At 72.4% G+C, this 21,416-nt stretch carries 23 protein-coding genes; 5 read left to right on the plus strand and 18 right to left on the minus strand.

Features of this window, described 5'->3' with window-relative positions:
- Nucleotides 1-46: 46 nt before the first annotated feature.
- From tsaD to glmS, 6 genes are read right to left on the minus strand one after another with little or no spacing between them, the layout of a single operon-like run.
- Nucleotides 47-1,114, minus strand: a complete 1,068-nt coding sequence (gene tsaD / locus ABD106_RS06685; RefSeq protein ID WP_343918647.1) for a tRNA (adenosine(37)-N6)-threonylcarbamoyltransferase complex transferase subunit TsaD — start codon at nt 1,112-1,114, stop codon at nt 47-49.
- Entirely contained in the window at nt 1,104-1,562 is a 459-nt protein-coding gene (gene rimI, locus ABD106_RS06690; RefSeq protein WP_343918649.1) for a ribosomal protein S18-alanine N-acetyltransferase, read from the minus strand. Before rimI ends, tsaD begins: the two co-directional genes overlap by 11 nt.
- Entirely contained in the window at nt 1,559-2,125 is a 567-nt protein-coding gene (gene tsaB / locus ABD106_RS06695; protein ID WP_343918651.1) for a tRNA (adenosine(37)-N6)-threonylcarbamoyltransferase complex dimerization subunit type 1 TsaB, read from the minus strand. Before tsaB ends, rimI begins: the two co-directional genes overlap by 4 nt.
- Nucleotides 2,122-4,038, minus strand: a complete 1,917-nt coding sequence (gene tsaE, locus ABD106_RS06700) for a tRNA (adenosine(37)-N6)-threonylcarbamoyltransferase complex ATPase subunit type 1 TsaE (protein ID WP_343918653.1) — start codon at nt 4,036-4,038, stop codon at nt 2,122-2,124. Before tsaE ends, tsaB begins: the two co-directional genes overlap by 4 nt.
- Entirely contained in the window at nt 4,038-4,403 is a 366-nt protein-coding gene (locus tag ABD106_RS06705; protein ID WP_343918655.1) for a holo-ACP synthase, read from the minus strand. The genes tsaE and ABD106_RS06705 overlap by 1 nt, the downstream gene beginning before the upstream one ends.
- Nucleotides 4,404-4,433: 30 nt before the next feature.
- Nucleotides 4,434-6,278 (minus strand): glutamine--fructose-6-phosphate transaminase (isomerizing), encoded by a 1,845-nt coding sequence (gene glmS, locus ABD106_RS06710; protein ID WP_343918657.1) that lies wholly within the window; start codon nt 6,276-6,278, stop codon nt 4,434-4,436.
- A 34-nt stretch (nt 6,279-6,312) separates the two neighbouring features.
- On the opposite strand from glmS, the gene coaA reads away from it, so the two are divergent.
- Nucleotides 6,313-7,245 carry a type I pantothenate kinase gene (gene coaA / locus ABD106_RS06715; protein WP_343918659.1) on the plus strand — a complete coding sequence of 311 codons (933 nt, stop codon included), beginning with the start codon at nt 6,313-6,315 and terminating at the stop codon, nt 7,243-7,245.
- 282 nt (nt 7,246-7,527) lie between these two features.
- On the opposite strand, the gene ABD106_RS06720 is transcribed toward coaA, so the two are convergent.
- Nucleotides 7,528-8,496, minus strand: coding sequence for an EamA family transporter (locus ABD106_RS06720; RefSeq protein ID WP_343918661.1), 969 nt, complete (start codon nt 8,494-8,496; stop codon nt 7,528-7,530).
- 104 nt (nt 8,497-8,600) lie between these two features.
- Here ABD106_RS06720 and ABD106_RS06725 point away from each other — a divergent pair, with 104 nt between their 5' ends.
- Together ABD106_RS06725 and ABD106_RS06730 are read left to right on the plus strand one after the other, a co-directional pair.
- The gene (locus ABD106_RS06725) at nt 8,601-9,140 is read left to right on the plus strand and encodes a CGNR zinc finger domain-containing protein (RefSeq protein ID WP_343918663.1); all 540 of its coding nucleotides are present in this window, start codon (nt 8,601-8,603) and stop codon (nt 9,138-9,140) included.
- Nucleotides 9,141-9,193: 53 nt separating this feature from the next.
- Nucleotides 9,194-10,561, plus strand: a complete 1,368-nt coding sequence (locus ABD106_RS06730) for an APC family permease (RefSeq protein ID WP_343918665.1) — start codon at nt 9,194-9,196, stop codon at nt 10,559-10,561.
- Nucleotides 10,562-10,570: 9 nt separating this feature from the next.
- Here the strand turns inward: ABD106_RS06730 and glmM are convergent, their stop codons facing one another.
- The 4 genes from glmM to ABD106_RS06750 all read right to left on the minus strand — a co-directional run bounded on the left by glmM (nt 10,571) and on the right by ABD106_RS06750 (nt 14,466).
- A complete protein-coding gene (gene glmM / locus ABD106_RS06735; protein ID WP_343918667.1) occupies nt 10,571-11,923 on the minus strand; it encodes a phosphoglucosamine mutase in 1,353 nt (450 codons plus the stop codon).
- A 3-nt stretch (nt 11,924-11,926) separates the two neighbouring features.
- Nucleotides 11,927-12,406, minus strand: coding sequence for a 30S ribosomal protein S9 (gene rpsI / locus ABD106_RS06740; RefSeq protein WP_343918669.1), 480 nt, complete (start codon nt 12,404-12,406; stop codon nt 11,927-11,929).
- A 20-nt stretch (nt 12,407-12,426) separates the two neighbouring features.
- Nucleotides 12,427-12,873: a 50S ribosomal protein L13 gene (gene rplM / locus ABD106_RS06745; RefSeq protein WP_343918671.1), complete on the minus strand. Its 447-nt coding sequence runs from the start codon at nt 12,871-12,873 to the stop codon at nt 12,427-12,429.
- 174 nt (nt 12,874-13,047) lie between these two features.
- Nucleotides 13,048-14,466, minus strand: coding sequence for a coiled-coil domain-containing protein (locus tag ABD106_RS06750; protein ID WP_343918673.1), 1,419 nt, complete (start codon nt 14,464-14,466; stop codon nt 13,048-13,050).
- A 102-nt stretch (nt 14,467-14,568) separates the two neighbouring features.
- Between ABD106_RS06750 and ABD106_RS06755 the strand changes: the two genes are divergently transcribed.
- On the plus strand, nt 14,569-15,213 hold the full coding sequence (locus ABD106_RS06755) for an HAD hydrolase-like protein (protein ID WP_343918675.1): 645 nt from the start codon (nt 14,569-14,571) through the stop codon (nt 15,211-15,213).
- A gap of 39 nt (nt 15,214-15,252) precedes the next feature.
- Here the strand turns inward: ABD106_RS06755 and truA are convergent, their stop codons facing one another.
- A complete protein-coding gene (gene truA, locus ABD106_RS06760; protein WP_343918677.1) occupies nt 15,253-16,077 on the minus strand; it encodes a tRNA pseudouridine(38-40) synthase TruA in 825 nt (274 codons plus the stop codon).
- A gap of 101 nt (nt 16,078-16,178) precedes the next feature.
- Here truA and ABD106_RS06765 point away from each other — a divergent pair, with 101 nt between their 5' ends.
- Entirely contained in the window at nt 16,179-17,972 is a 1,794-nt protein-coding gene (locus ABD106_RS06765) for a glycoside hydrolase family 15 protein (protein ID WP_343918679.1), read from the plus strand.
- Between the two features lie 63 nt (nt 17,973-18,035).
- On the opposite strand, the gene rplQ is transcribed toward ABD106_RS06765, so the two are convergent.
- From rplQ to infA, 6 genes are all read right to left on the minus strand, one after another.
- Nucleotides 18,036-18,755 carry a 50S ribosomal protein L17, sunset domain variant gene (rplQ, locus tag ABD106_RS06770; RefSeq protein ID WP_343918681.1) on the minus strand — a complete coding sequence of 240 codons (720 nt, stop codon included), beginning with the start codon at nt 18,753-18,755 and terminating at the stop codon, nt 18,036-18,038.
- Nucleotides 18,756-18,791: 36 nt separating this feature from the next.
- On the minus strand, nt 18,792-19,781 hold the full coding sequence (locus ABD106_RS06775; protein WP_343918683.1) for a DNA-directed RNA polymerase subunit alpha: 990 nt from the start codon (nt 19,779-19,781) through the stop codon (nt 18,792-18,794).
- A 98-nt stretch (nt 19,782-19,879) separates the two neighbouring features.
- Nucleotides 19,880-20,278: a 30S ribosomal protein S11 gene (rpsK, locus tag ABD106_RS06780; protein ID WP_297344016.1), complete on the minus strand. Its 399-nt coding sequence runs from the start codon at nt 20,276-20,278 to the stop codon at nt 19,880-19,882.
- A 24-nt stretch (nt 20,279-20,302) separates the two neighbouring features.
- The gene (rpsM, locus tag ABD106_RS06785) at nt 20,303-20,680 is read right to left on the minus strand and encodes a 30S ribosomal protein S13 (RefSeq protein WP_343918687.1); all 378 of its coding nucleotides are present in this window, start codon (nt 20,678-20,680) and stop codon (nt 20,303-20,305) included.
- A gap of 274 nt (nt 20,681-20,954) precedes the next feature.
- A complete protein-coding gene (rpmJ, locus tag ABD106_RS06790) occupies nt 20,955-21,068 on the minus strand; it encodes a 50S ribosomal protein L36 (protein WP_004008316.1) in 114 nt (37 codons plus the stop codon).
- A gap of 68 nt (nt 21,069-21,136) precedes the next feature.
- On the minus strand, nt 21,137-21,358 hold the full coding sequence (infA, locus tag ABD106_RS06795) for a translation initiation factor IF-1 (RefSeq protein WP_123697078.1): 222 nt from the start codon (nt 21,356-21,358) through the stop codon (nt 21,137-21,139).
- Between the last annotated feature and the right edge of the window lie 58 nt (nt 21,359-21,416).

Consider the following 21,416-nt stretch of genomic DNA (forward strand, 5'->3'; position numbering starts at 1 on the left):
CGATCCTGCCAGGCCGGGCTGTGCATCCGCCCACCGACGCTCGGCATCAGGCCACCTGCACGGTGCTCGCGTCGAGCGTCGACTCGGCGGCGAAGCCGGCCGAGCTGGGGGCATCGCCGCGCGCGACGAGCATCGCGCCGACCGCCGCGATCATCGCGCCGTTGTCGGTGCAGAGCTCGAGCGGCGGGATGCGCAGGCGCACCCCGCCGGCAGCGGCGCGCTCCTCGGCGACCTCGCGCAAGCGGCGGTTCGCCACCACGCCGCCGCCGAGCAGCAGCCTCGGGATGCCCTGCGCCGCGCACGCGTCGAGCGCCTTCGAGACGAGCACGTCGACGACCGCCTCGCGGAAGCTCGCGGCGACGTCGGCGATGGGCAGCGCCTCCCCCGCCGTCTCGGCGCGCTCGACGTGGCGCGCGACGGCGGTCTTGAGCCCCGAGAAGGAGAAGTTCCAGCGGTGCCGCGCCTGGTCCTTCGGCGCGGTCAGCCCGCGCGGGAAGCGGATCGCGTTCGGGTTCCCGTCGACGGCGGCCCGGTCGATCGAGGGCCCGCCGGGGTAGGCGAGCCCGAGCAGCCTCGCGGTCTTGTCAAAGGCCTCGCCCGCGGCGTCGTCGATCGTCTCGCCGAGCAGCTCGACGTCGCCGGCCAGGTCGCGCACGAGCAGCAGCGACGTGTGGCCGCCCGAGACGAGCAGCGCGATCGTCGGCAGCTCGAGCGGCTCCCCCGAGAGCACGTCGGCCGCGACGTGGCCCACGAGGTGGTTGACGCCGTAGAGCGGCAGGTCGCGGGCGGTCGCGAGGCCCTTCGCGGCGCCGATGCCGACCATGAGCGCGCCCGCGAGGCCCGGGCCCGCGGTGACGGCGACGGCGTCGATGTCGTCGAGGGTCATCGACGCGTCGTCGAGCGCGGCGCGGATGGTCGGCTCCATCGCCTCGAGGTGGGCGCGGGCGGCGATCTCGGGCACCACGCCTCCGAAGCGCGCGTGCAGGTCCATCGACGAGGCGATGCGGTTCGCGAGCAGCTCGGTGCCGCGCACGATGCCGACGCCCGTCTCGTCGCAGCTCGTCTCGATCCCGAGCACGACCGGCGGCCGGACCGATCCCGGCTCAGGCGTCACGCTTCATCACCACCGCGTCCACGTCCTCCGGCTGGTAGTAGCGGGGCCGCACCCCGATCTCGCGGAACCCGACCGACTCGTAGAGGGCGCGCGCCGCCGCGTTGTCGGCGCGCACCTCGAGGAACAGCTCCCGCACGCCGCGGCGCTCCGCCTCGGCGAGCAGCTCGGCGAGCAGCGCCCGGCCGATCCCGCGGCCCCGAGCAGCCTCGGCGACCGCGATCGTCTGCACGTCGCCCTCGACGCCGACCGCGCGCAGGCCGGCGTAGCCGAGCGCGGCGCCCTCGCCGTCGACGGCGATGATGTACCGCCCCCACTCGCTCGCGATCTCGGCGCGCATCGTCGCCCGCTCCCAGGCGCTCGCGGGGAACGCCGCCTGCTCGAGCGCCATCACGGCGTCGAGATCGGCCTCGCCCGCCGTGCGGATGCGGATGCCCGGTTCGGTCGTCACTGGCTCACCCGCTTGGGGCCGGCGGAGGGCACGGCGTCGGCGTCGCGGAGGTAGAGGGCCTGCGGCACCTCGAGCGCGCCCCGCTCGGCGGCGCGAGCCAGCAGCGCGGCGTCGACCGCCTCGGCGTCGAGCCTCGGCACGCCCGCGTACCGGCCCTCGGGAGCGGGCACCGCATCCGCCGGCGCGAGGTGCGGCCCCTCGGCCACGAGTCCGTCGACGACGATGCTCCACGCGCGCTCGCGACGCCGCACATCCGTCGTCACCTGCGCCGTGCCCTCGGTGACGCCCGAGTGGCTCGCGATGCCGCGGCACGGCACCCCGAGCCCGAGCGCTGCCGCTCGCGCGGCGGCGATGCCGACCCGCAGGCCCGTGAACGCGCCGGGGCCCATGCCCGCGACGACGAGCTCGATGCGGTCGCGACGCCCGTCGAGCGCGCGCGCGAGCATGCCGCCGAGGTGCTCCGCGTGGCGGCGCGAGTCGGCGGCGTGCTCCTGGAAGACCACCGCTGCCCCGTCGACGACGGCGACGGCCGTGCCGAGGGACGTGTCGATCGCGAGGATCACGCGGGACTCCCGTCGGTGCTCGAGGTCGGTGCGCCGATCGCGATCGAGCGGACGCGGGCGGCATCCCAATCCTGCCCGTGCCCGCGCAGCCGCACGAATCGGGGTGAGTCGTCGTCGCCCTCTGCCGCCTCGGTCGCGGGAGCGTCGGCCGGTGCTCGGGCATCGCGCTCGAGCTCGACCCGCAGCCACGAGTCGAGGGCGTGCTCGAGCGGCGCGCCCCACTCGGCGACCGTGATGGCGCCGTCGAGGTCGAGGTCGAGGTCGTCGAGCATCGCCTCGTCGCCCTCGCCGTCGCCGAGCAGCCGGTAGGCGTCGACGTGCTGCAGGTCGGGGCCGGCGGCCGTGCGGTGGGTGCGCGCGATGACGAACGTGGGGCTCTGCACCGTGCCGCGAGCGCCGAGCGCCCGCCCGATGCCGCGCGTGAGCGTGGTCTTCCCCGCGCCGAGCGGGCCGACGAGCAGCACCGCGTCGCCCGCGCGCAGCTCGCTGCCGATGCGCTCCCCGAGCGCCTCCATCGCGTCGGCGTCGGGCACCACGCCCGCGAGCTCGACCGCGACGCGCGGACCGACCATGCCGGTCAGCTCGGGGGCGGATGCGTGCGCGAGCGCGGCGACGTCGCCGACCGTCGCGTGCCGGTCGCCGATGTCGAGGACGACCTGGTCCATCGCGACGCGACCGCGGACGGGATGCGCGGCGCCACCGAGCTCGATGGGTCTGCCGGTCGCGGTGCGCGTGACGCCGTCGGCGTAGCCGATGCCGACGAGCGCGAGCGTCGTCTCGGCGGCGGTGACGTGCTCGCCGCCGTACGAGACGCCGAGGCCGCGCTCGACGCGCTTGACGGCCAGCACCTCGCCGAGCAGGCGGCGCGGCTCGCCGTCGAGCCCGAGCTCGAGCACCCGGCGGGGTGCGAGCTCGCGACCGGCGGGGACGACGCCCGCGCCGAGCCCGACTCCGCCCATCCGCGTGACGACCTCGTACCCGATCGTGCCGGCGGCGACCGCCCACGCATCCGCGCTCGGCTCGCCGCGCGCGGGATCGCCCCACAGCACCCCGTCGCCGGTGACCGCCGGCGCGATGCGCAGACTGCCGCGGTCGACCGCGACGACGCGCGCCAGCCGTCCGTCGACCGCGACCGGCACGCCGATCGCGAGCAGCGGGCCGTCGTCGAGGCCGACCGCCGCGGCGCCGTCGACGAACGTCGCGCGCACGCGCATCGCGGGGACGAGCCCGAGCGCGCTCGCGCCCGCGCCGTCGCCGTCGGCGGGCCCGACGGGGTCGATGCCGTACGCCGCCATGCCCAGGCGCACCATGTCGAACCGCGCCTCCGGCAGCGCGAGCGCGCCGGCCGAGCTCGCGAGGTGCCGCAGCTCGAGCCCGAGCGGCACGCCGGCCGCGAGCGCCGCCTCGAAGTCGCGCACCTGGGCGAGGTCGGCGTCGCGGCTCGAGCCGGCGAGGTGCGACATCGCCCCGCGGATGCGCGCACCGCCCTCGGCGAGCTCGATCGCGCGGGCGATGGCCGCCGCGCGATCGCCGCGGGCGATGCCGTTGCGGCCGAGTCCGGTGTCGAGCTTGAGGTGGATCGTCGCGCCTGCCGCGGCGGCCGCCTCGAGCTGCGCGACCGAGCTGACGGCGACGTCGACGCCGAGTCGCGCCGCGATGCGGAAGTCGACGGCCGGGCTGTGCAGCCACGCGAGCAGCGGCGCGTCGATCCCCGCCTCGCGCAGCTGCACCGCCTCGCCGAGGTCGACGACGCCGAGCATGGCCGCGCCGCCGTCGAGCATCGCGCGCGCGGCGACGACGGCGCCGTGCCCGTAGCCGGCGGCCTTGACGATGCCGCACACCGGCACCCCGACGCGCGCGGCGAGCGTGCGGACGTTCGCCGCGATCGCGGCGGGGTCGGCCTCGACGCGCATCAGGACTCCGCGATGACCGTCGCGGTCGCGATGCCGGCGTCGTGGCTCATCGACACGTGCAGCCGGACGGCGCCGATCGCGGCGGCGCGCTCGGCGGCCGTGCCGCGCAGCTCGAACGACGGCTCGCCGCCCGGCGCCTGCACGACCACGAGGTCGACCCAGCGCATGCCGGCGTTGGCGCCGAGCGCCTTGAGCGCGGCCTCCTTCGCCGCGAAGCGTGCGGCGAGCGAGTGCGCGGAGCGCTCGCGACCGTCGACGACGAGCTCGTCGGGCGCGAACAGCCGCTCCTTGAGCCGCGGGGTGCGGATGACGGCGCGCTCGAAGCGGGCGAGGTCGACGACGTCGACGCCCAGACCCACGATCACGACGCGGCCACGATCATCCGCCCAGCGGGCTCACTCGACCGTGACCGACTTCGCGAGGTTGCGCGGCTGGTCGACGTCGAGCCCCTTCGCCGTCGCGAGCTCGAGCGCGAAGATGTGCAGCGGCACGACCTGCAGCACGGGCTCGAGCATCGGCAGCGTGAGCGGCACGCGCAGCACGACGTCGGCGTACGGCAGCACCGCGGCGTCGCCCGCCTCGGCGACCGCGATGATGCGGGCGCCGCGAGCGCGGATCTCCTGGATGTTCGAGACGATCTTCGAGTGCAGGAGCGGCTCGTTGCGCGGGCTCGGCACGACGACGAAGACGACCTGGCCGGGCTCGATGAGCGCGATCGGGCCGTGCTTGAGCTCGCCGCCGGCGAAGCCCTCCGCGTGGATGTAGCTGATCTCCTTGAGCTTGAGCGCCCCCTCGAGCGCCACCGGGTAGCCGACGTGGCGGCCGAGGAACAGCACCGAGCGGGTGTCGCTCATCCAGTGCGCGAGCTCGTGCACCGACGTCTGCTCGGCGAGCACCTCGCGCAGCTCGTCGGGCAGCTCGCGCATCTCGGCGACGACCTCGGCGATCGCGTCGTCGGTCATCGTGCCGCGCAGCTTCGCGAGGTGCAGGCCGAAGAGCAGCTGGCCGATCACCTGGGCGAGGAACGCCTTCGTCGACGCGACGGCGACCTCGGGGCCGGCGTGCGTGTAGAGCACGGCCTCCGACTCGCGCGGGATCGTGGCGCCCTGCGTGTTGCAGATCGACAGCGTGCGGGCGCCGCGCGATGCGGCGTGCTGCACGGCCATCTTCGTGTCCATCGTCTCGCCCGACTGCGAGATCGAGATGACGAGGGTGTGCTCGTCGAGCATGGGGTCGCGGTAGCGGAACTCGTGCGCGAGGTCGACCTCGACGGGCACGCGGGCCCAGGTCTCGATCGCGTACTTGCCCACCATCGCCGAGTAGGCGGCGGTGCCGCACGCGACGATCACGATGCGGTGGATGCCGCGCAGCACGTCGGCGTCGAGCACGCCGAGGTCGAGGTCGACGCCGCGATCGGTGAGCCGGCCGCGCATGGTGTTCTCGACCGCGATCGGTCCCTCGGAGACCTCCTTGGCCATGAACGACGACCAGCCGCCCTTGTCGGCCGCGGACGAGTCCCAGTCCACCTCGAAGCGCTTCGGCTCCGAGGGGTTGCCGTCGAAGTCGGTGACGGTCGCGCTCTCGGGCGTGATCGTGACGATCTGGTCGTTGTCGAGGGCGGCCGCGCTCGGCGTGAACTTCACGAACGCGCTCACGTCGCTGCCGAGGAAGTGCTCGCCCTCGCCGTAGCCGACGAGCAGCGGCGAGTTGTGCGAGGCGCCGACGACGACGCCCGGCTGCTCGGCGTGCATCGCGAGCAGCGTGAACTGGCCCTCGAGGCGACCGACGGTGCGCTGCATCGCGGTGGTCAGGTCGCCGGTGTCGCGGTAGGCGCGGCCGAGCATCTTGGCCGCGGCCTCGGTGTCGGTCTCGCTCGCGAAGACCTCGCCGTCGGCCTCGAGCTCGGCGCGCAGCGCGGCGAAGTTCTCGATGATGCCGTTGTGGATGAGCGAGAGCCTGCCCTCGTCGCCGAGGTGCGGGTGGGCGTTCTCGTCGGTCGGTCCCCCGTGCGTGGCCCAGCGGGTGTGCCCGATGCCGGTCGCCGAAGCGGGCAGCGGCGCGACCTCGAGGCTCGATCGGAGCACCGCCAGCTTGCCGCCCTTCTTGCGCAGCGCGATCGAGCCGCCGTCGATGACCGAGACGCCCGCGCTGTCGTATCCGCGGTACTCGAGTCGGCTCAGACCCTCGAGGAGCACCTCGATGGTGGCACGTCCCCCGGTATAGCCCACGATTCCGCACATGGACTCGATCCTAGCGGCGGTAGGCTCGCCACCGATGTCGCACCCCCTGCAGTCGCCGTTCGTCGAGATCGAGCGCGCCGATTGGGCGCGCCTCGCGCCTCGCATGCCGAATCCCCTCACCGAGGAGGAGGTGCGCCGGCTCCGCGGCACCGGCGATCGGCTCGAGCTGCGCGAGGTCGCGGAGGTGTACCTGCCGCTGTCGCGGCTCGTGAGCCTCTACCAGGAGTCGGCGGCGCGGCTGCATCGCGAGACGACGAGCTTCCTCGGCGGCACCGCGGAGCCCACGCCGTTCGTGATCGGCGTCGCGGGATCGGTCGCGGTCGGCAAGTCGACCACCGCGCGACTGCTCAAGGAGCTGCTCCGCCGGTGGGAGGGCTCCCCCAAGGTCGACCTGCTCACGACCGACGGCTTCCTCCACCCCAACCGCGTGCTCGAGGAGCGCGGGCTCATGGAGCGCAAGGGCTTCCCGGAGTCGTACGACCGGCGCGCGCTGCTGGGCTTCGTCTCGCGCGTGAAGTCGGGCGAGGCCGAGGTGCGGGCTCCCGTGTACTCGCACCTCACGTACGACATCGTGCCCGGCGAGGAGGTCGTCGTGCGCCGCCCCGACATCCTCATCGTCGAGGGCCTCAACGTGCTGCAGCCGCCGCCCTCGGGCTCGCACCTCGCGGTCTCCGACCTCTTCGACTTCTCGATCTTCGTGGATGCCCGCACGAGCGCGATCCGCGAGTGGTACGTCGAGCGGTTCTTCGCCCTCAAGGCGAGCGCCTTCCAGGACCCGCAGTCGTACTTCCACCGCTTCGCCGAGATGTCCGACGCGAGGGCGCGCGCGTACTCGCAGGACGTGTGGGACTCGATCAACGGCCCGAACCTCGTCGAGCACATCCTGCCGACCCGGCCCCGCGCCGATCTCGTGCTGCGCAAGGCCGACGACCACACCATCCGCTCGGTCCTGCTGCGCAAGGTCTGAGTGGCGCCCTCCGCACCTGAGTGGCGCCATCCGCACCTGAGTGGCGCCCTGCGCACCTGAGTGGCGCCCTCCGCACCTGAGTGGCGCCTCCGCGGCGTTCGCCGCATGGACGCGCCGCGGATGCACCCCACGTTTGCAGGCCGCCGAGCCGGTGCAATGCGCCACTCACGCCCATGAGACGCCACGCAGATGCGGGAGACGCCACGCACCCCAGGAGGCGCCACGCAGATGCGGGAGGCGCCACGCATGGGCGAGGCGGGCAGAGGGGTGGGCGGAGGTGCGCTACGGCCGGGGCACGCCCTCGACCGCGTTCGGCGAGGCGATCGCGCCGGTGCCGGCGGACCGCGGCCGGTCGATCTGCCCGAGCCGCACGAGCACGACGCCCGCGATGATCGCGGCGGCGCCGATCCACTGCACGCCCGACGGCAGCAGCAGGAGCAGCAGCGCCGTCCAGAGGATGCCGAACATCGGCTCGGAGTAGCCGACGAAGCTCGCGAGCGTCGCGCCGAGCCTGCGGCCGCCGAGGATGCCGAGCACGTACGCGGAGGCGGTCGCGATGAGCACGAGCAGCAGCAGCACGAGCCAGGCGGGCACCGACTGCCCCGCGAGGACGACGGGTCCGTCGGAGATCGCGAACGGCAGGATGCCCGTCACCGAGGCGATGCCGAGCACCACCGCGCCCACGAGCAGGCCGAGGCCGGCGAGCGCGATCGGGTGCAGCTCGGAGTCGGCCTTCGAGGCGGCCACCCAGTAGGCGGCGTTCCCGACCGCGGCGCCGAGCGCGAGCAGCACGCCGACCGGGTGCAGCGCCTCGCCACCGACGCCCGAGACGAGCGCGAGACCGACGAGCGCGACCCCGGCTCCCGCGAGCGTGAGCGCCGCGGGCGCGCGCCGCGTCGTCGCCCATCCGAAGAAGACGAGCAGCACAGGACCGAGGAACTCGATGAGGAGCGCGAGCGAGGGCTCGATGTACGCGACGGCGCTGAAGAAGGCGAGCTGGCACAGTGCGACCGCCATGAGTCCGAGGAGCAGCACCTCCTTCCACGACCGCAGCACCGCGCCCCAGCGACCGCGCAGCAGCCAGAGCGTCGGCGCGAGCAGCACGAGGGCGCCGCCCGCGATGCGCACCGTCGTCACGGCACCCGCCGACCAGCCGCTCGAGAGCAGCGCGGACGCGAAGATGCCCGAGAGGCCGAAGGATGCGGAGCTCGCGAGGGCGAACGCGAGCCCGAGGGGGCGACGAGACTGCATGGGCGACTCACAGCGGTGCGAAGGGCTACGATCGTGCTCACCACGGCGGGCACGCAGTCACGGCCGTTGGCCCTGACAGTCGTGAGCCTATTCGAGGAAGACCAGTGTCGCTGCCCTACCCGCGCGAGCTCGTGCGATCGCTGGAGTTCATCGCCGAGGTCTGCAACCGACGCCGCGCGGGCGAGCTCGAGTCGGCCGCGAGCCTGCGAGCGATCTGCGCCGAGTGGGGATTCCCGGGCACGAGCGGCGCGACGCGAGCCGACGCGGACGCGACGTGGGCGCACCTCGACATCGTCGAGCGACTCTGGGACGGCGACCGCGACGCGGTCGCGACCCTGGTGAACCGCGTCTTCCGCGAGGCGGAGGCCCGGCCGCACCTCGTCCGCCACGACGACCACGACTGGCACCTCCACGGGCTCCCGGCCGGCGCGCCGATCGCCGACGCGATCGTGGTGGATGCGGCCATGGCGTTCGTCGACCTCGTGCGCGCCGACGACACCGCGCGCTGCAAGCGATGCGGCGACAGCCGGTGCGATCGGATGTTCTTCGACCAGTCGCGCAACCGCTCCCGCCGGTTCTGCTCGACGACGTGCCAGTCGCGCACGAACGTCGCCGCCTTCCGGGCGCGCGCGAGCTCGGTGTAGCCCTCCGCGATTCACGGCGCGCATCCAGCCGCCCCCGAGCATCCTTGTCGACCATGGCGACGACCAGCACAGCCGAGCCCGACCGGTCGACGAAGCTCAAGCGCGGCATCACGACGCTGCTGCTGTTCTTCTTCATCGTCGGTGACACCCTCGGCGCCGGCATCTACACGCTCGTTGGCTCGATGGCGCAGGACGTCGGCGGCGCGATCTGGATCCCGCTCATCCTCGCGCTCGTGCTCGCGCTGCTCACGGCGGGCACCTACGCCGAGCTCATCACAAAGTACCCGCACGCCGGCGGCGCCGCTCGGTTCGCCGAGCGCGCCTTCGACAAGTCCTACGTGACGTTCCTGATCGGCTTCCTCATGCTCGCGTCGGGCATCACGACGTCCGCGGCGCTCGCGAACGCGTTCGCGGGCGACTACCTCCAGGCGCTCGTGCCGGGCATCTCGCCGATCCCGGTGACGCTCGTCTTCATCGCGCTGCTCGTGCTCGTCAATTTGCGCGGTGTCCGCGAGTCGCTCATCACCAACGTCGGCGCGACGGTCATCGAGATGACCGGCCTCATCATCATCATCGCGGTCGCCGCGATCGTCTTCGGCTCGGGCGGCGGCGACCCGTCCCGGCTCACGACCTTCGCCGACGGCGTGCCGCCGCTCACCGGCGCTTTCGCCGCGACGATCACCGCCTTCTTCTCGTTCCTCGGCTTCGAGGCCGCGGCGAACATGGCCGAGGAGGTCAAGGATCCGAGCCGCTCGTACCCGCGAGCGCTCTTCGGCGCGATCATCACCGCCGGCGTCGTCTACATGCTCATCGCGATCGGCGCGGCGGTCGTCGTGCCGCTCGACCAGCTCGCGACGTCGGAGGGTCCGCTGCTCGAGGTGATCGAGGCATCCGGGCTCGCGTTCCCGCCGTGGCTCTTCGCCATCATCGCGCTCGTCGCGATCGGCAACGGCGCCCTGCTCTTCATGGTCATGGCGTCGCGAGCGACGTACGGCCTCGCCGAGGCGAAGCTGCTGCCGAAGGCGTTCGGCGCGGTGCTCCCCGGCCGCCGCACGCCGTGGGTGTCGATCGTCGCCTGCGGCGCGGTGACGATGGCCATGTCGTTCATCGGCGACGTCGGCACGCTCGCCGACACGACCGTGCTGCTGCTCGTGCTCGTGTTCATCTCGGCGAACGTGTCGGTGCTCGTGCTCAAGAAGGACAAGGTCGCGCACAAGCACTTCACGGCGCCGCGCATCGTCTCGGTGCTCGCGCTCATCGCCTCGGTCGCCCTGCTCACGCAGCAGAGCCTGCAGACCTGGCTGATCGCGGGCGGCTACGTCGTGGTCGGCACGGTCCTCTTCCTCATCGCGCGAGCGCACCGCCGCCGCGAGCACCGCGCGGGCACGGCGGAGCCGACCCGTTCCATCCGGCTCGAGTGACGGCGCTGCCTACGCGCTGACGCTCAGCTCGGATCGCACGAGCTCGGCGAGCTCGTCGGCGATCGTCTGCGCGACGTGGCGCTCGGGCGCCTCGACCATGACGCGCACCATCTTCTCGGTGCCCGAGGGGCGCAGCAGCACGCGGCCGTCCGCGCCGAGCTCCTCCTCGGCCCGAGCGACCGCGGCCGCGATCGGGCCGTTGCCGCGCAGGCCGAGCCGGTCGACGCCCGATACGTTGACGAGCACCTGCGGGTAGACGGTCATGACCGAGGCGAGCTCGGCGAGCGAGCGGCCGGTGCGCACCATCTCGGCCGCGATCTGCAGTCCGGTGAGGATGCCGTCACCCGTCGTGGCGTGGTTGGAGAAGATGATGTGCCCCGACTGCTCGCCGCCGAGCGACAGGCCGTACTCCCCCAGCGCCTCGAGTACGTAGCGGTCGCCCACGGCGGTCTGCACGAGGGCGATGCTGTGCTCGTCCATCGCGACCTTGAGCCCGAGGTTCGACATGACGGTCGCGACCAGGGTGTCCTGCACCAGCAATCCGCGCCGCTTCTGCGAGACCGCGAGCAGCGCCATGATCTGGTCGCCGTCGACGACCGCGCCATCGGCGTCGATCGCGAGGCAGCGGTCGGCGTCGCCGTCGTGCGCGATGCCGAGATCCGCTCCCGAGGAGCGCACGAGGTCGCGCAGCTGCTCGAGGTGCGTCGAGCCGACCTCGCGATTGATGTTTACGCCGTCCGGGTCGTTGCCCATGACGGTGACCTTCGCGCCAGCGTCGAAGAAGGCGCGCGGGCTCACGCCCGCGGCGGCGCCGTGCGCGCAGTCGAGCGCGACGTGCAACCCTCGGAGGCTGACGTCGAGTGTGCCGAGCAGGTGCACGAGGTAGCGGTCCTCGGCATCGGAGAAGCGCCGGACGGTACCGACATCCGAGCCGACCGGACGCAGCGGCGTGCCAGTGAGGGCGCGCTCGATCTCGTCCTCGACCGCGTCGGGCAGCTTGCGGCCGCCGCTCGCGAAGAACTTGATGCCGTTGTCGGGCGCCGGGTTGTGCGACGCCGAGACCATCACGCCGAAGTCCGCGTCGATGCTCGCGATGAGGTAGGCCGCCGCCGGCGTCGGGATGACGCCGGCGTCGAGCACGTCGACGCCGCTCGACGCGAGGCCGGCGGACACTGCCGCCGCGATGAACTCGCCCGAGATGCGGGGGTCGCGTGCCACGACGGCGACAGGGCGCCGCCCCTCACGCCGGGCTGTTCGCCCGAGCACGAGTGCGGCGCCCTGCGCCAGCGCCAGCGCCGATTCCGCAGTGATGTCGAGACCCGCGAGGCCCCGTACTCCATCCGTGCCGAAGAGGCGCGACATCGATCAGCGCTTCGAGTACTGCGGTGCCTTCCGGGCCTTCTTGAGACCCGCCTTCTTGCGCTCGATGACGCGAGCGTCGCGCGAGAGGAAGCCGGCCTTCTTGAGCTCGGCGCGGTTGTTCTCGACGTCGATCTCGTTGAGCGCACGGGCGATGCCGAGGCGCAGCGCGCCGGCCTGGCCCGAGGGGCCGCCGCCGGAGATGCGCGCGATCACGTCGTAGCTGCCCGTGAGCTCGAGGAGCGTGAACGGGTCGTTGATGAGCTGCTGGTGCAGCTTGTTCGGGAAGTAGTCCTCGAGCGTGCGGCCGTTCACCGTGAACGAGCCGGAGCCGGGAGCGAGGCGCACGCGAGCGATGGCCTGCTTGCGGCGGCCGACGGCCTGGCCGCCGATGTTGACGACGCGGGGAGCCTTGGGAGCCTCAGCCGCGGGCGTCTCGGTCGAGAAGCTCTCGGGAGCCTCGATGGAGTCTGCGATCTTCGCCATGTTCTTGATCTCCTCGCGCCCTACTGGGCGACCTGGTCGAACGTGTAGGGGGTCGGCTGCTGCGCCGCGTGCGGGTGCTCGGGGCCTGCGTAGACCTTGAGCTTCTTGATCTGGGCTGCGCCGAGCGAGTTCTTCGGCAGCATGCCGCGGATCGCCTTCTCGACGGTGCGGACGGGGAAGCGCGCGAGCATCTCCTCGTAGCCGACCGCCTTGAGGCCGCCCGGGAAGCCCGAGTGGCGGTACGCGATCTTCTTCTGGAGCTTCTGCCCCGTGAGCGCCACCTTCTCGGCATTCACGATGATGACGAAGTCGCCCATGTCCATGTGGGGGGCGAACGTGGGCTTGTGCTTGCCGCGGAGCATGGCTGCCGCGTGGCTGGCCAGGCGGCCGAGGACCACGTCGTTGGCGTCGATGACGATCCAGTTGTGCTGGACGTCACTCGCCTTGGGCGAGTAGGTGCGAGTCATTGGTGCCTCACTGATCGAATGGATGGTCGTGAATCCCACTCCGAGGTGTTCGGCCGCGATGCGGCGGAACGATCCGGTGGAGGGCTCATTCGGGCACGCACAGGCTGCACGCACCAAGGGTCGAGCCTAGTCGCGTCGTGTCACCTCGGTCAAGCGCGCGGCGCGTCGCGCCGATCAGCGGTCGATCGCGGGGTCGTACTCGTCCTCATCCTCGTGCCAGACGACCTCGACGACCTCCTCGCGCGTCGCCGGTGCCTCGAGCGCCTCGGCCTCGACCGGCTGCCCGACGTCGAGGGTGAGGTCGGCGAGCGGGTCGACGTCGGCGACGGATGCGGTGAACGCGTCGGGCACGACCACCCGGTCCTCGGCCGCGACGGTCGGCGCTGGCGCGCTCGACGCATCCGCATCGGCCGCTGGTGCCGACGCCTCCGGACGCTCCTCGCCGAGCCCCGCGCCCGCGGCGCTCCAGGTGCGCGGGTCGGCGGCATCGGCGACGTGCATGAGCGACCGCACCTCGGCCATGAAGCCCGACAGCTGCGACTGCTGGTAGCGCAGGCCGCGAGCCCGGTCCTCGGCGTCGCGCAGCACGTCCTTCGTGTGCGTCGAGACCGCGCCGACGATCGCCTGTGCGCGCTGGCGCGCCTCGTCGAGCATCGCCGAAGCGCGAGCCTTCGCGCTCGCCTCGATCTGCGCGGCCTGCGCCTTCGAGAGCTGCTCGTAGGCCTCCGACTGCTCGGCGACGTGCTGCGCGTGGGCGAGCGCCGAGGCGACCTTGTCGTTCGCGTCGGCGGTGATGCGCTCGGCGTGCGACACGGCCTGGTTGTGGAGCCGCAGGAACTCCTGCTGCGCGTCGTCCTGGCGACGGGTCAGCGCGGCGTCGAGCTCGACCCGGCGCGCCTTCGCCTCGCGCACGACCCGGTCGGCGTCGAGCTTCAGGTCGTCGGTCTCCCGCGTCGCCTGGGCGCGCAACGCCGCGGCGGCGCGCTCCGCCTCGCCGAGCAGCACCTGCGCCTCGCGATCGGCCTGCGACACCTTCTCGCCCAGCGAGCCGAGCTCGGCCTCGATGCGGGCGCGGTGCGCGGTCTGCTCGGTCTCGGTGCGACGGCGGACGAGCTCGGCCTCGTGCTCCGCCTCCTGCAGCACGCGCCGCGCCTCCTCCAGCGCGTCGCGACGGATGCGCTCGCGCTCGGCGACCGCGTCGTCGAGCACGCGCTGGGCGGAGGTCGACGCGTTGCCGACGAGCGTCGACGCCTGGTCCTCGGCGACGCGCAGGATCTCCGAGAAGCGCACGCGCGTCTGCCGGCCCTCCTCCGCGTCGCCCTCGGCCTCGTCGCCGCGCTCGCTGTCGTCGTCGAGCGACTGCACCTGCTGGGCGAGCCGCAGCATCCGCGCCTCGGCCTGGTCGGCGCGCGCGATCGCCGCATCGAGGTCCTCGGTCAGGTGCTGCATGCGGGCCTCGGTCGAGAGCGCGATCGCCTCCTGCTCGTGCTGCGCCTCGGCGAGCGCCGACCGCAGCTCGCCGAGCGCCCCGTCGACCTGCTCGCGGTCGTACCCGCGGAACACCTGATCGAATGCACCCTGCTGCTCCGACATGACCACTCCGGCTCCCGCCGAACCCGCGTCGGCCAGCGTCCATCCTAAGCCGGGAGCGGAACCGGCGACGCCCGCGCGCGAGGGCTGAGAGGATGGGAGGACATGACTCCCCACGGCATCATCTTCGACCTCGACGGCACGCTCACCGACTCCAAGGAGGGGCTGCTCGCGAGCCTCCGGCACATGCACGACGCCGTCGGGTGGGCGCAGCCGGCAGAGGAGGAGCTGCTGCGCTGGCTCGGCCCGCCGCTCGTCACGGTGCTCGCCGAGGCCGGGCGGTCGCCCGAGGAGGTCGCGGTCGCGCTCACCGCCTTCCGCGCCCACATGGCCGACGGCGGGCTCGTCGACTCCTCCCTGTACCCGGGCGTCGACCGCCTCGTCGCCGACCTCGACGACGCGGGCAGGCCGCTCGCGGTCGCGACCCACAAGATCCAGCGCGACGCGGAGGCCGTCATCGCGCACTACGCGATGCTCCATCGCTTCCGCGGGGTGCACGGACGCATCGACGGGGAGGCCGGCCACTCGAAGGCTCCTGTCATCGTGCGTGCGATGGGCTCGCTCGGGCTGCGCGCCGACGAGGTCGTCATGGTCGGCGACCGCATCAACGACATCGCCTCGGCGCGGGAGCTCGGCGTGCGCTCGATCGGCGTCGCGTACGGCTACGGCGGGCACGACGAGCTCGCCGCCGCCGGCGCCGATCGCATCGTCGACTCGGTCGACGAGCTGCGCGAGGCCCTCGCGGCCTGACGCGCCCGCACCGCGGGGCGGCACAGCGCTGCCGGGCGCTCAGTCCTCGAGGTCGTCGGCCGAGCGGCGGGCGCGAGTGCGCTCGGCCTGCGCGGCGAGCGCGTCGTCGGGCGGGTAGCCGACCTCGACGAGCGTGAGCCCTCGCGCGGGCATGAGTCCCGTGAGCGGCGAGCGGCGACGCTCCTCGAGCAGCGCCGCCGCTTGGGCGAGGCCGAGCCTGCCCTCCCCCACGCGCACGCACGCGGCGACGAGCGCGCGCACCATCGAGTGGCAGAAGGCGTCGGCGGTGAGCGAGGCGGTGAGCACCTGCCCCTGCTGCTCCCACGAGAAGGCGCGCAGCTCCCGGATCGTCGTCGCGCCCTCGCGCGGCTTGCAGAACGCCGCGAAGTCGCGGAGCCCGACGAGCGCGGCAGCGGCGCGCCGCATGGCGTCGAGCTCGAGCGCCTGCGGCACGTGCGCGGCCGTGCGCCGCTCGAGCGGATCGGCGGGCCCGGTGACGATGCGGTAGCGGTACGAGCGCGAGACGGCAGAGAAGCGCGCGTCGAACCCGGCCGGTGCGATGGCGGCGGCCCGCACGACGAGGTCGCCCTCCGGGGCCGCGAGCCGCGACAGCCGGTGCGCCATGCGCTGGCCGCGCTCCGCGACATCGGCTGCGAGCGCGACCGGCACGTCGGCGTGCGCGACCTGCCCGCTCGCGTGGACGCCCGCATCCGTCCGACCGGCGACCGTCACCCGGATTGGCTCGCGCGCGACGGTGGCGAGCGCGCGCTCGAGCTCCCCCTGGCACGTGCGGAGCCCCGGCTGCGCGGCCCAGCCGGCGAAGCCGCTGCCGTCGTAGGCGAGGTCGAGGCGGATGCGCGGCATGCAGCAACCCTATGCACCGCCCGCCCGCGAGACGGTCGGCGCGGTGCTCGTCGCACGTCGCCCTGAGCGGCGTGCGGAGGTCGGCTCGCTAGCCTCGCCGCATGCCATCGCACCCGCAGCCCATCGAGGACTACGCCGTGATCGGCGATCGCTCCACCGCCGCCCTCGTCGGTCGGGACGGCTCGATCGACTGGCTGTGCCTGCCGCACTTCGACTCCCACGCGTGCTTCGCCGCGCTGCTCGGCGACCGCGAGCACGGCCACTGGCGCATCGGGCCAAGCGGCCCCGCGACCACCACCCGCCGGTACCTGCCCGGGAGCCTCGTGCTCGAGACCACGCACGAGACCGCCTCGGGGGTCGTGCGCGTCACCGACGCGATGCCGACCGGCGACGACCGCGCCGACGTCGTGCGCATCATCGAGGGGGTCTCCGGCACGGTCGAGCTCGAGCAGGAGCTCGTCGTGCGGTTCGACTACGGCCGGGTGCCGCCCTGGTTCCGGCGGATGCGCGAGCACGGCGAGGAGGTGCTCGTCGCGATCGCGGGACCCGACCGGCTCGTGCTGCGCGGTGCTCCGCTGCCGCGTGCGCATCGCGGCTCCCACGCCCACCGCTCGACCTTCGAGGTGCGGGCCGGCGAGCGCTTCGATCTCGACCTGTGCTGGCAGCACTCCTGGCTGCCGATCGCCGAGCCGGTCGGCGAGGCCGAGGTCGTGCGCACCACGGTCGCCGAGTCCTCGGAGTGGCTCTCGGGCCTCGACTACGAGGGCCCCTACCTCGAGGCGGTGCAGACGAGCGTGCTCGTGCTGCGCTCGCTGACCGACGAGGCGACGGGCGGCATCCTCGCGGCACCGACGACGTCGCTGCCGGAGACGCCCGGCGGCGAGCGCAACTGGGACTACCGCTTCACCTGGCTGCGCGACGCCTCGCTCACGGTCGACGCGATGCTCGCCGTGCGGCTCGACGAGAAGGTGGGGCTCTGGCGCGACTGGCTGCTGCGCGCCATCGCCGGCGACCCGTCCGACATGCGCATCATGTACCGGCGCGACGGCGGCCGCGACCTGCTCGAGCGCGAGCTCCAGCACCTCCCCGGCTACGACGGCGCGAGCCCCGTGCGCATCGGCAACGGCGCCGCCGGGCAGCGGCAGCACGACGTGCTCGGCCAGGTGATGCTGACGCTCGAGCGCCTGCGCGCCATCGGCCGCGGCGACACCCACGACGCGTGGCACCTGCAGCGCGCGCTGCTCGACGAGCTCGCGACCCACTGGGAGCAGCCCGACCACGGCCTGTGGGAGATGCGCGGCGAGCCGCAGCGCTTCACCCATTCGCGGGCGATGATGTGGGCCGCGTTCGACTGCGGCGTGCGCGCCGTCGAGACGGGCTGCGAGGCCGACCCGACGCGCTGGATCGAGCTGCGCGACGCGCTCCGGCACGAGGTGCTCACGGACGGCTTCGACGAGGCCACCGGCTCGTTCCGGCAGCACTACGGCACGAGCGACGTCGACGCGTCGCTCCTGCAGCTGCCGACGATCGGCATCGTGGACGCGCACGACCCCCGGTTCCTGGGCACGATCGCCCGCATCGAGCAGGAGCTGCTCGTCGACGGCCTGCCTCTGCGGTACCGCACGACGGGGCTCGACGGGCTGTCGGGCGACGAGCATCCGTTCGTGCTGTGCGCGTTCTGGCTCGTGATCGCCTACGCGCAGTGCGGGCGGCTCGACGACGCTCGCGCCCTCATGGAGCGGCTCGTCGCGATGCGCAACGACGTCGGCCTGCTGGGCGAGGAGATCGACCCGGCGACCGGCCGCCACTGGGGCAACTTCCCCCAGGCGTTCTCCCACCTCGGGCTCGTGCTCGCGGCGACCGAGATCGCGAAGGCGGAGGGCGAGCGACGCTGACCGCGGACATGCGAGAGGGGCCCCGCGCGATGCGGGGCCCCTCTGTGCGTGCGGTGCGGCGTGCTACTTGCCGGCCTCGGCGAAGCCTGCGGCCTCCGCTGCCTCGGCGGAGCGGAACCACACCTCGGCGACGGTCTGCTCGTACCACTGGCCCTCGGGGCGGTGGAACTTCATCGAGTTGGTGTTGCCCTTGATGTCGAAGCCCTCGGGGGCGGAGCCGTCCTCGAGCGCGAGCGCCGAGTCGGGCCCGTAGTCGGGGGTCTCGGGCGTCTCGGCCGGTGCGGTCTCAGCCTCGGCGGTCTCGGCCTCGGTCGACTCGGGCGCCTCGACGACGGCCTCCTCAGCCTTGGCCTCCTCGGCCTGCTGGTCGGCGGCGGCCGTCGACGCGGCCGCGGATGCCTTCGACTTCGAGACCTTCTTCTGGACGGGCTCGAGCACGAGCTCGATCTGCGCCATCGGGGCGTTGTCGCCCTTGCGGAAGCCGAGCTTCGTGATGCGCGTGTAGCCGCCCTCGCGCTCCGCGACGAGCGGAGCGATCTCGGTGAAGAGCTCGTGCACGACGCCCTTGTCGCCGATCACGGCGAGCACGCGACGACGCGCGTGCAGGTCGCCGCGCTTGGCGAACGTGATGAGGCGCTCAGCGATCGGGCGCAGGCGCTTGGCCTTCGTCTCGGTCGTCTTGATCGACTTGTGCGTGAAGAGCGCGGCCGCGAGGTTCGCGAGCAGCAGGCGCTCGTGCGCAGGACCGCCTCCGAGGCGGGGACCCTTGGTGGGCTTGGGCATGGTTCGTATCCCTCTAGTTCTTCAGTCGGCCCGCGTTCAGCGAGCGTCCTCGTCGTAACCGCTGTAGAAGTGCGCGCCGTCGAAGCCGGGCACCGCATCCTTGAGCGAGAGGCCGAGCTCGGTGAGCTTGTCCTTCACCTCGTCGACCGACTTCTGGCCGAAGTTGCGGATGTTCATGAGCTGCGTCTCGCTCAGCGCCACGAGCTCGGACACCGTGTTGATGCCCTCGCGCTTGAGGCAGTTGTACGAGCGGACCGAGAGGTCGAGCTCCTCGATCGGCGTGGCGAGCTCGCCGGAGCCGATGGCCTCGGCGGGCGCCTGGCCGATCTCGATGCCCTCTGCCTCGGCGTTCAGGTCGCGCGTCAGGCCGAACAGCTCGACGAGCGTGCGGCCCGCGGATGCGATCGCGTCGCGCGGCGTGATGGCCGGCTTCGCCTCGACGTCGACGACGAGCGAGTCGAAGTCGGTGCGCTCACCGGCACGCGTCGCCTCGACGCGGTAGGTGACCTTGAGCACGGGCGAGTAGATCGAGTCGATCGGGATGACCCCGGCCTCGGCGAACTCGTCGCGGTTCTGCGCTGCCGAGACGTAGCCGCGGCCGCGCTCGATGGTCAGCTCGAGCTGCAGCTTCGCCGAGTCGTTCAGCGTCGCGAGCACGAGCTCGGGGTTGTGGATCTCGACGCCGGCCGGAGCCGTGATGTCGGCGGCCGTCACCGTGCCCGCGCCCTGGCGCGAGAGGTAGGCGACCACGGGCTCGTCGTGCTCCGACGAGACCACGAGGCGCTTGATGTTGAGGATCATCTCGGTGACGTCCTCCTTGACACCGGCGATGGTCGAGAACTCGTGCAGCACGCCGTCGAGGCGGATGCTCGTGACGGCGGCGCCGGGGATCGACGAGAGCAGGGTGCGGCGGAGGGAGTTGCCGAGGGTGTAGCCGAAGCCGGGCTCGAGCGGCTCGATCGTGAACCGCGAGCGGTGCTCGGCGACGATCTCCTCGGTGACAGTGGGGCGCTGGGCGATCAGCACGTGTCGGTTCCTTTCGGTCGCGAGTCCGCTATATGACTCGCGTGTTCAGTGACGGCGGAATGCCGGGCAGGCGTGGACCGCCTGCCCGGCAGGAGCGACTAGTTGCGGCGCGGCTTCGGCGGGCGAACGCCGTTGTGCGCCTGCGGCGTCACGTCGTGGATCGCGCCGATCTCGAGGCCGGCGGCCTGGAGGGAGCGGATCGCCGTCTCGCGGCCAGAGCCTGCGCCCTTGACGAAGACGTCGACCTTCTTCATGCCGTGATCCTGCGCCTGGCGCGCAGCCGACTCGGCTGCGAGCTGAGCGGCGTAGGGCGTCGACTTGCGCGAGCCCTTCATGCCGACCGCACCGCCCGACGCCTGCGTGAGCACGGCGCCGGTGATGTCGGTGATCGACACGATCGTGTTGTTGAAGGTCGACTTGATGTGGGCCTGGCCCACAGCGACGTTCTTCTTGTCCTTGCGACGCGGCTTGCGGACCGCGGACTTGGGAGCTGCCATTGTTCTCTACCTCTTCCCCGCGGCCTAGCGGCCGGCCTTCTTCTTGCCGGCGACCGTCTGCTTCTTGCCCTTGCGGGTGCGCGCGTTGGTCTTGGTGCGCTGGCCGTGCACGGGCAGGCCACGGCGGTGGCGGATGCCCTGGTACGAGCCGATCTCGACCTTGCGACGGATGTCGGAGGCGACCTCGCGACGGAGGTCACCCTCCACCTTGAACGTGCCCTCGATGTGGTCGCGGAGCACGACGAGCTGGTCGTCCGTGAGGTCCTTGACGCGAGTGTTGCGATCGATGCCAGTGGCCTCGAGCGTGGCGATCGACCGAGTGCGGCCGACGCCGAAGATGTACGTCAGTGCGATCTCCACGCGCTTGTCGCGCGGGATGTCGACACCTGCGATGCGTGCCATCGTGTGTCTCCTTCAGGAGTAGTGAGAGGTATGGAGCAGCGGAGGTGCCTGGGCCTCTCCCCAAGGTGTCGCTCCCACGAAGGGAGCTCTTACCGCTGCTGGGGTCCCCTCCTGGTCGAGCTGTCGAGACCGGGAGGTTCGTGTTGAGTTGTGTCGTGCTGCTTCCGCCTCGATGAGCGGATGAGATCTCGATACGCGCGCGCCTTCGGCGCGTGCTACTCGATCTTGAGTCCTCCGCCTTCACCGCGACTTCGTCGCATTGAAGGCTGCGGACTCAACCCTGGCGCTGCTTGTGGCGGGGGTTCTCGCAGATCACCATCACGCGTCCGTGCCGGCGGATGACCTTGCACTTGTCGCAGATGGGCTTGACGCTGGGGTTGACCTTCATGTGTGCTTTCCTCGCTGGCCTCGTGCTCGCGCGAGTGCGCGAGCCGTTCCTTGTCCAGCAGCCAGTGGTTACTTGTAGCGGTAGACGATGCGGCCGCGGCTGAGGTCGTACGGGCTCAGCTCCACGATCACTCGGTCTTCCTGCAGGATGCGGATGTAGTTCTGCCGCATCTTGCCGGAGATGTGTGCGAGCACCACGTGCCCGTTCGAGAGCTCGACGCGGAACATCGCGTTCGGGAGCGCTTCGATCACCGAGCCTTCGATCTCGATGACGCCGTCTTTCTTGGCCATAGCCTCTTCTGTAACGTTTGGTTGCCAGTCATGCGAGTGTCGCGCACAGAGGGCGCGC

Source organism: Agrococcus citreus (assembly GCF_039527715.1).
Taxonomy (GTDB): domain Bacteria; phylum Actinomycetota; class Actinomycetes; order Actinomycetales; family Microbacteriaceae; genus Agrococcus; species Agrococcus citreus.

Excerpts from the sequence above, each read along its gene's own strand:
- tsaE (WP_343918653.1), bottom strand. The coding sequence starts at position 4,038 with ATGCGCGTCGAGGCCGACCCCGCCGCGATCGCGGCGAACGTCCGCACG.
- rplQ (WP_343918681.1), bottom strand. The coding sequence starts at position 18,755 with ATGCCCAAGCCCACCAAGGGTCCCCGCCTCGGAGGCGGTCCTGCGCAC.
- ABD106_RS06730 (WP_343918665.1), top strand. The coding sequence starts at position 9,194 with ATGGCGACGACCAGCACAGCCGAGCCCGACCGGTCGACGAAGCTCAAG.
- glmS (WP_343918657.1), bottom strand. The coding sequence starts at position 6,278 with ATGTGCGGAATCGTGGGCTATACCGGGGGACGTGCCACCATCGAGGTG.
- ABD106_RS06765 (WP_343918679.1), top strand. The coding sequence starts at position 16,179 with ATGCCATCGCACCCGCAGCCCATCGAGGACTACGCCGTGATCGGCGAT.
- rpmJ (WP_004008316.1), bottom strand. The coding sequence starts at position 21,068 with ATGAAGGTCAACCCCAGCGTCAAGCCCATCTGCGACAAGTGCAAGGTC.
- ABD106_RS06750 (WP_343918673.1), bottom strand. The coding sequence starts at position 14,466 with ATGTCGGAGCAGCAGGGTGCATTCGATCAGGTGTTCCGCGGGTACGAC.
- ABD106_RS06755 (WP_343918675.1), top strand. The coding sequence starts at position 14,569 with ATGACTCCCCACGGCATCATCTTCGACCTCGACGGCACGCTCACCGAC.
- glmM (WP_343918667.1), bottom strand. The coding sequence starts at position 11,923 with ATGTCGCGCCTCTTCGGCACGGATGGAGTACGGGGCCTCGCGGGTCTC.
- coaA (WP_343918659.1), top strand. The coding sequence starts at position 6,313 with ATGTCGCACCCCCTGCAGTCGCCGTTCGTCGAGATCGAGCGCGCCGAT.
- rpsM (WP_343918687.1), bottom strand. The coding sequence starts at position 20,680 with ATGGCACGCATCGCAGGTGTCGACATCCCGCGCGACAAGCGCGTGGAG.
- ABD106_RS06720 (WP_343918661.1), bottom strand. The coding sequence starts at position 8,496 with ATGCAGTCTCGTCGCCCCCTCGGGCTCGCGTTCGCCCTCGCGAGCTCC.
- rpsI (WP_343918669.1), bottom strand. The coding sequence starts at position 12,406 with ATGGCGAAGATCGCAGACTCCATCGAGGCTCCCGAGAGCTTCTCGACC.
- truA (WP_343918677.1), bottom strand. The coding sequence starts at position 16,077 with ATGCCGCGCATCCGCCTCGACCTCGCCTACGACGGCAGCGGCTTCGCC.
- rpsK (WP_297344016.1), bottom strand. The coding sequence starts at position 20,278 with ATGGCAGCTCCCAAGTCCGCGGTCCGCAAGCCGCGTCGCAAGGACAAG.
- rplM (WP_343918671.1), bottom strand. The coding sequence starts at position 12,873 with ATGACTCGCACCTACTCGCCCAAGGCGAGTGACGTCCAGCACAACTGG.
- infA (WP_123697078.1), bottom strand. The coding sequence starts at position 21,358 with ATGGCCAAGAAAGACGGCGTCATCGAGATCGAAGGCTCGGTGATCGAA.